This is a genomic window from Stutzerimonas stutzeri (assembly GCF_000935215.1).
Classification (GTDB): domain Bacteria; phylum Pseudomonadota; class Gammaproteobacteria; order Pseudomonadales; family Pseudomonadaceae; genus Stutzerimonas.
In genome coordinates this window covers 1-6,945 of record NZ_JXXD01000080.1, presented here as the reverse complement: position 1 = coordinate 6,945, position 6,945 = coordinate 1, and the positions used below count along the sequence as shown (strand labels likewise).

Genomic DNA, 6,945 nt, shown 5'->3' with positions numbered 1-6,945 from the left:
CGCCAAAGCGGGGCGCAGACGGCATCGGCCGGAGTTAGGTGAAGATGAATTTGAGCACGGTGAAGAAGACGATCGCCAGGAATGCACCGGCCGGCAGGGTGATCAACCAGGACATGAAGATCGAGCCCACAACACCCAGGTTCAGCGCACCGATACCGCGCGCGATACCGATGCCGAGCACAGCCCCGACCAGCGTGTGAGTCGTGGAAACCGGCAGACCGATGGCCGATGCACCGACCACCGTGGTCGCGGTCGCCAATTCGGCGGCGAAGCCGCGGCTTGGGGTCAGCTCGGTGATTTCCTTGCCGATGGTGGCGATCACCTTGTAACCGTAGGTGGCCAGACCGATGACGATACCGATCGCACCGAGCAGCAACACCCAGCCCGGCACGGCGGACTTGGCGGCGATGTCGGCGGCGCCGCCGGATTCGATCACACCGACGATGGCGGCCAGCGGACCAACCGCGTTGGCGACGTCGTTGGCGCCGTGAGCGAAGGCCATCGAGCAGGCGGTGAAGATCATCAGCACGGCGAACACCTTCTCCACGCTGGCGAAGTGGAAGGTCTTGTCGGCCTCGACGTCGACCTTGATCCGCGAGAGCAGTGCGATACCCACGAGCATCACCAGCAGGCCGATGCCGAAGGCCAGCAGGATGCCCTGGCCGCTGCTGAGGGTCAGACCGACATGTTTGAGGCCCTTGGTGACCGTCATCAGCGCGACCATGAAGCCGGTCAGGAACATGTACAGCGGCACGAAGCGCTTGGCGTTCTCGAACGGATGATCGGTATTGATGATCAGCTTCTGCACACTCATGAACAGGCCAAAGGCGACGATGCCGGACAGCATCGGGGTGACCACCCAGCTGGCGACGATCGGGCCGATGGCGTCCCAATGCACCGCATCGGTGGACACACCCACCGCGGCGAAGCCAATCACCGCGCCGATAATCGAATGCGTGGTGGAAACCGGCCAGCCTTTCATGGTGGCGATCAGCAGCCACGTGCCGGCGGCCAATAGCGCCGACATCATCCCCAGCACCATCAGGTCAGGGGAAATAACCTCTGCGTCGACGATACCGTTCTTGATCGTCTCGGTGACTTCGCCGCCGGCCAGGTAGGCGCCGCAAAACTCGAAGATCATGGCCACGACGATGGCCTGCTTGATGGTCAGTGCCCGAGAACCGACCGAAGTACCCATGGCATTGGCCACGTCGTTGGCGCCCACGCCCCAGGCCATGAAGAAACCGAATGCGCAGGCAAGGATCAGGAGTACGAAGCCGTAATCCGCAATAAGAGACATAAGGAATTACCTGTTGAACCCAGAAAGGATGCTGGCGCCTCAGCGCGCCAGCAGTTGTTCCAGACGGTTGCCGACGCGCTCTGCGCGGTCGGCTACATCACCGATCCATTCGATGATCTTGTAGAGAAAGATCACGTCGACTGCTGGCAAATCCTTTTCCAGATGGAACAGCGCACGGCGAACCGTGATCTGCATGCGGTCGGTTTCCCGCTCGATTTCCTCAAGCTCTTCGACCATCTTCTCGACGAGGGTGGCTTCGCGGCCGCTGAAGCCGGTTTCCAGCAGCGAATCCAGTTCCTTCAGCGCTTTCAGCGCCTGGGCGCTGGCATCCACGGTGCGTTGCACGTAGGCGAGCATCTGCGGCTGCAGTGCCTGCGGGATGGTCATGCAGCGACCCAGCATCAGGCCGGCGATGTCCTTGGCGCGGTTGGCGATCTTGTCCTGTACACTCAGCAGGTCAAGCAGATCGGAGCGCGGCACCGGCAGGAACAGGCTCTTGGGCAGGTGCTGGCGAACGCTCTTCTTGAGCTTGTCGGCTTCGTTTTCCAGCTGCGACATCTGCTGCTGAATCTGCTCGACCTTCTCCCAGTCTTCGGCCATGACCGCCTGGAATAGCGGCACCAGGTTCGCTGCACATTCGTGCGACTTGGCCATATGCTGTTGCATCGGGCCGATTGGCGAACGTCCGAACAAGCTGACGAAAGGATTGACTGGCATAGGGTATGGCCCCGGCTTGAAAGAGGCGGCAAGTATACGGACAGGCCATCACGCCTGCTACCGTGCGTCATCAGGCTGCAACATCCACACATCATAGGCACCCAGTCGGCACCATGCAGAAAGAAACCGAAATCAAGCTACGCGCCAGCCGCGAAACCCTGCTCGCCCTGCGCGATCATCCGCTGCTGAAGAAGCGCAACAAGAGTGGCTGGTCGCGCCATGAGCTGTTCAACCAGTATTACGACACCGCCGAGCGCGACCTCGCCCAGGCCCGCGTCGCGCTGCGCCTGCGCCGCGACGGCGAGCAGTTTATCCAGACCCTGAAAAGCCGCGGCCAGAGCGTCGCCGGGCTTTCCGAGCGCAACGAGTGGGACTGGTATCTGGACAAGGCCAAGCTCGACACCAAGAAGCTTGGCGACGACTGCTGGCCGGCCAGCCTCGCCGAGCTGGACAAGAAAAGCCTCAAGCCGATCTTCACCACCGACTTCGTGCGCGAGAAAGCCGAAATTGCCTGGGGCCGCGGCAAGACCAAGGTGGTGATCGAGGCGGCGCTGGATCTGGGCCAGGTCAAGGCCGGCAAGCAGTCCGAGGAAATCTGCGAACTGGAGCTCGAGCTGCGCCAGGGCGATCCGGAAGCGCTGCTGGAATTGGCGGCCGAGCTGGCCGCCGACCTGCCGCTGATGCCCTGCGACATCAGCAAGGCCGAGCGCGGCTATCGCCTGCATGACGCCGATGGCTACAACCTGCAGCTGCCGGCGCCGGCACTCGACGCCACGATGCCGCTGGACGACGCGGTGGTAGCCCTCGGCTGGCAGCTGCTGGGCAACAGCCAGCGCCTGGCTGAGCAGTACCGCTTCAATGGCCGCTGGAAACTGCTGAGTGACTGGCTGCAGCAACTGATCGAGCTGCGCGCCCTGCTCGGCAGCCTCGGCCAGGCCGCCCCGCGCGCCAGCAGCCGTGAGCTGCGTGAGCTGCTCGACGCACTGATCCAGGACTGGCGCCCACGGGTCGAAGCCGGCCAGGACGATGAAGGCGTGCGCAAGGCCGCACCAATGCAGTTCGCCGAGGAACTGGGCCAGACCCGCTGGGGCCTGCTGTCGCTGAAAGCCTCGCTCTGGCTGCTGCAGCGCAGCTGGACCGAAGGCCGCAATGCGCGCGGCGATCGCCAGGGCGCTGCCGAGCTGGGCAAGTGGCTGCTGCATCTGCTGGCGGAAGAAGCCAAGTCCCTGCAACTGCCGCGCTACCAGCAACAACCCGAAGACCTCGCCGAACAGAGCCCGCGCATGGAGCGCCTGCTGGTCTGGCTGCATCTGGCCCGCAGCGTGCTGGAGTTGCCGGAAGTCGATCGACTGTACGGCGAGCTGGCCAAGCTGCATGAACTGGCCCGCCAGCCCATCGACGAGCAAGCGCTGGAAATGCGCGTCGAGCAGGCGCACCTGGTCTGGACGCTCAAGGCCTGGAAGCAGCTGGAGAAATAACGCCCCAAGACGGCGCAAGCTGCTCAAAGTTGAACCCCGGCGGCAGACAACGCCGGGGCTTTAGCGGCAAGCTTGGCTTCTCCCGCCGCTGCGTCGAAGGAATCCCATGTCCGTGCTGAACTCGCCCTCCCAGGACCGCCCTCTCGATCTCGCCGATCTGTTGCGCGAGCTGGTCGCCCAGGGGCGGGTCGCGCAGGACAGCGCCGAACAATGCCTGACGGTCCGCCGCAGCGCGGTGGCCAACCAGCAGCATCCGCTGGAATTTCTCGCCGCGCAGCAGCTTGATGATCTGCAGCGGCCGGGCAAGAAGCTCGATCTGGAAACACTGACCGTCTGGCTGGCGGAACGCGCCGGTCAGCCGTATCTGCGCATCGACCCGCTGAAGATCGACGTCGCCGCCGTCACCCCACTGATGTCCTATGCCTTCGCCCAGCGCCACAGCATTCTCGCAGTGGCGGTGGACAGCAGCGCCGTCACCATCGCCAGCAGCCAGCCCTTCGTGCACGGCTGGGAAGCCAACCTGACCCACGTGCTCAAGCGCCCGATCAAGCGCGTGGTGGCCAACCCGAGCGACATTCAGCGCTTCACCGTCGAGTTCTACCGCCTGGCCAAGTCGGTCAGCGGCGCCAGTGGTACCGATCAGAAAATCAGCGGCGTCGGCAATTTCGAGCAGCTGCTCAACCTCGGCGCCAGCGATCAGGAACCGGACGCCAACGACTCGCACATCGTCAACATCGTCGACTGGCTGTTCCAGTACGCCTTCCAGCAACGCGCCAGCGATATCCACATCGAGCCGCGTCGCGAGCAGGGCTCGGTACGCTTTCGCATCGACGGCGTGCTGCACAACGTCTATCAGTTTCCGCCGCAGGTGACGATGGCGGTGGTCAGCCGACTAAAGTCTCTCGGCCGGATGAACGTCGCCGAGAAGCGCAAACCGCAGGATGGCCGGGTCAAGACCAAGACGCCGGAAGGCGGCGAAGTCGAGCTGCGCCTGTCGACGCTGCCAACGGCATTCGGCGAGAAGATGGTGATGCGTATCTTCGACCCCGAAGTGCTGCTCAAGGGCTTCGACCAGCTGGGCTTTTCCGCTGACGACCTGCGCCGCTGGCAGAGCATGACCGGCCAGCCCAACGGCATCATCCTCGTCACCGGGCCGACCGGCTCGGGCAAGACCACCACGCTCTACACCACGCTCAAGCAGCTGGCGACGCCCGAGGTGAACGTCTGCACCATCGAGGACCCGATCGAGATGATTGAGGGCGCCTTCAACCAGATGCAGGTGCAGCACAACATCGATCTGACCTTCGCCAGCGGCGTGCGCGCGCTGATGCGTCAGGACCCAGACATCATCATGGTCGGCGAGATCCGCGACCTGGAAACCGCCGAGATGGCCATCCAGGCCGCACTGACCGGCCACCTGGTGCTCTCCACCCTGCACACCAACGACGCGCCCAGCGCGATCACCCGCTTGCTGGAACTGGGCGTGCCGCACTACCTGCTCAAGGCCACACTGCTCGGCGTCATGGCCCAGCGTCTGGTGCGCACGCTGTGCCCGCACTGCAAGGCGCCGATGCAGCTGGATGCAGACGACTGGAGCGCATTGACCAAACCCTGGAACGCCCCGCTGCCGACCACCGCGCAACGGGCGGTAGGCTGCCTGGAATGCCGCGACACTGGTTTCCGCGGTCGCGCCGGGGTCTACGAGATCATGCTGCTGAACGACGCGATCAAGCCGCTGATCACCGCCGACACCGACATCGTCGCCCTGCGCCGCCAGGCCTTCAAGGATGGCATGCGCAGCCTGCGCCTCTCAGGCGCCCAGAAGATCGCCGCCGGCCTCACCACCGTGGAAGAAGTGCTGCGGGTGACGCCGCAGAGCGAGCAGAAATAGCCGGAGGCTCGAGGCGTTTGTAGGGTGGGTGTCGCTTTTTACATCCACCACAACTCCGTCCGGTGGATCGGTGAAGCGTGATCCACCCTACGCCACCTCGGACCGCACCTGCGTCAGTGCCCGCACTTGCGCCGATGAGGCCGACCCTAGCGACGATCCGAATGCTGCATCAGCCGCCCGAACGTGCAGCGAGAATGGTCGCGACCTGGTTGGGCTTGCAGTTGAGATACGCCGAGGATTGCAGCCATTGCTGGTCGGGGTACCAGGAGAACATGAACTGGCCGCCCTTGAGGCTATCGACCACCATCCGCGCCACCTCAGGCCGTACCGCCGGGCAGCCCTGGCTGCGGCCGATGCGGCCCTGGGTGGCGATCCAGGAAGGATTCACGTAAGCCGCCGGGTGGATGACGATGGCGCGCTCGCGGGCGCGGTCATTGATTCCCGGCTCCAGACCGTCCATGCGCAGCGAGTAGCCATGCTTGCCGCTGTAGCTTTCGGCGGTGCGGAACAGACCGATGCTGGACTGGTGACTGCCTACCGTATTGGAGAACTGCGTGGCATGGTTGTCGCCGGACTTCTGGCCATGGGCGACCAGGTCCTCGAGCAGCAACTCTTCCTTTTCCAGATCGAAAATCCACAGCCGTCGCTTGCTGGAGGGCAGCGAGAAATCAATCACCGCCAGACGCTGGGCAGCACTTGCACCGTTGTTGACGGCGCATTGCATGGCCGCGACGGCGTGGGTCAGAACCTCGCGATCGAGCGTGGGCGCCAATCGGGCCAGGCTGTCGACCATCGGCTGATAGGTTGCACCGGCCGCCCAGACAGGAGAAGCGAGAACGAAAAGTCCCGCCGCCAGGCAGGCACGTCGAAGCATGGACATCATCGAGCAAGCAACCTCGTCGGGCCCGGCCTGACGACTTCCTGTCTGGCCGGCGCCGCATACTCGCTGCCGAACACAGCAGCAGCGCAACGAAGCCGGGCGGGACGAACGTGCGCCCAATGCCCGGCAGGATATGTTTTTATGGGCCCGAAAGAATGCCGGCAGACACCGGAACGGCGGCCCTACAGGCGCGCAGTCTAGCAGTCACGGGAATGGCCTGGAGCGATAAATTGTTCAAAAAATGTGCATTTCGTCTTGCCGTCTGGCTCTGCCTCGCCCCGATCGCGGCCTCGGCAGAGCCGCTCGTCGCGCCGCCGACGCCGCTCGAAACCGCGCTGATGAGCCTGCCAGAGCGCTGCACGGCGATGCCGGACAGGCTGGAACCAGAGGCGCTGCAGCGACTGTCGGCATTCTATGCAGCCGTGCATCACCAGCCGGTGTGGAATTCCTATGCGACGCTCGACGGCCTGCTGCAGCAGCTCGCGCAACTGGCCGATGACGGTCTGGACCCGGCGCAATATCAGCCGGCGCGCATACGCGAGCAGCTCTATCAGTCGTCGACCGCGCCGCTGCATCGCGAATGCGCTGACATCCTCACCAGCCACGCCTATCTGGAAGCGCTGCACCATCTGGCCCGTGGTCGCCTGCGCCAGGCCGATGTCGAGCCGATCTGGCGCAG

General features: G+C 64.1%; 6 protein-coding genes. 3 read left to right on the top strand and 3 right to left on the bottom strand.

The genetic code is table 11. The annotated features are described in order from the left end of the window. Window positions 1-34 precede the first annotated feature (34 nt). Both LO50_RS09530 and LO50_RS09525 read right to left on the bottom strand, forming a co-directional pair. Window positions 35-1,300 carry an inorganic phosphate transporter gene (locus LO50_RS09530; protein ID WP_014821981.1) on the bottom strand — a complete coding sequence of 422 codons (1,266 nt, stop codon included), beginning with the start codon at window positions 1,298-1,300 and terminating at the stop codon, window positions 35-37. Between the two features lie 39 nt (window positions 1,301-1,339). Next, entirely contained in the window at window positions 1,340-2,017 is a 678-nt protein-coding gene (locus LO50_RS09525; RefSeq protein WP_031298440.1) for a TIGR00153 family protein, read from the bottom strand. A gap of 113 nt (window positions 2,018-2,130) precedes the next feature. On the opposite strand from LO50_RS09525, the gene LO50_RS09520 reads away from it, so the two are divergent. Next, complete coding sequence (locus LO50_RS09520) at window positions 2,131-3,495, top strand: CYTH domain-containing protein (protein WP_044314829.1); 1,365 nt, start codon at window positions 2,131-2,133, stop codon at window positions 3,493-3,495. 106 nt (window positions 3,496-3,601) lie between these two features. Further along, window positions 3,602-5,386 carry a type IV pilus assembly ATPase TfpB gene (gene tfpB / locus LO50_RS09515; RefSeq protein WP_042923064.1) on the top strand — a complete coding sequence of 595 codons (1,785 nt, stop codon included), beginning with the start codon at window positions 3,602-3,604 and terminating at the stop codon, window positions 5,384-5,386. Window positions 5,387-5,555: 169 nt separating this feature from the next. Here the strand turns inward: tfpB and LO50_RS09510 are convergent, their stop codons facing one another. After that, window positions 5,556-6,269 (bottom strand): murein L,D-transpeptidase catalytic domain family protein, encoded by a 714-nt coding sequence (locus tag LO50_RS09510; protein WP_044314828.1) that lies wholly within the window; start codon window positions 6,267-6,269, stop codon window positions 5,556-5,558. A 152-nt stretch (window positions 6,270-6,421) separates the two neighbouring features. Between LO50_RS09510 and LO50_RS09505 the strand changes: the two genes are divergently transcribed. Next, the coding region (locus LO50_RS09505; protein WP_487006725.1) for a L,D-transpeptidase scaffold domain-containing protein at window positions 6,422-6,945 on the top strand (524 nt) is incomplete at its 3' end.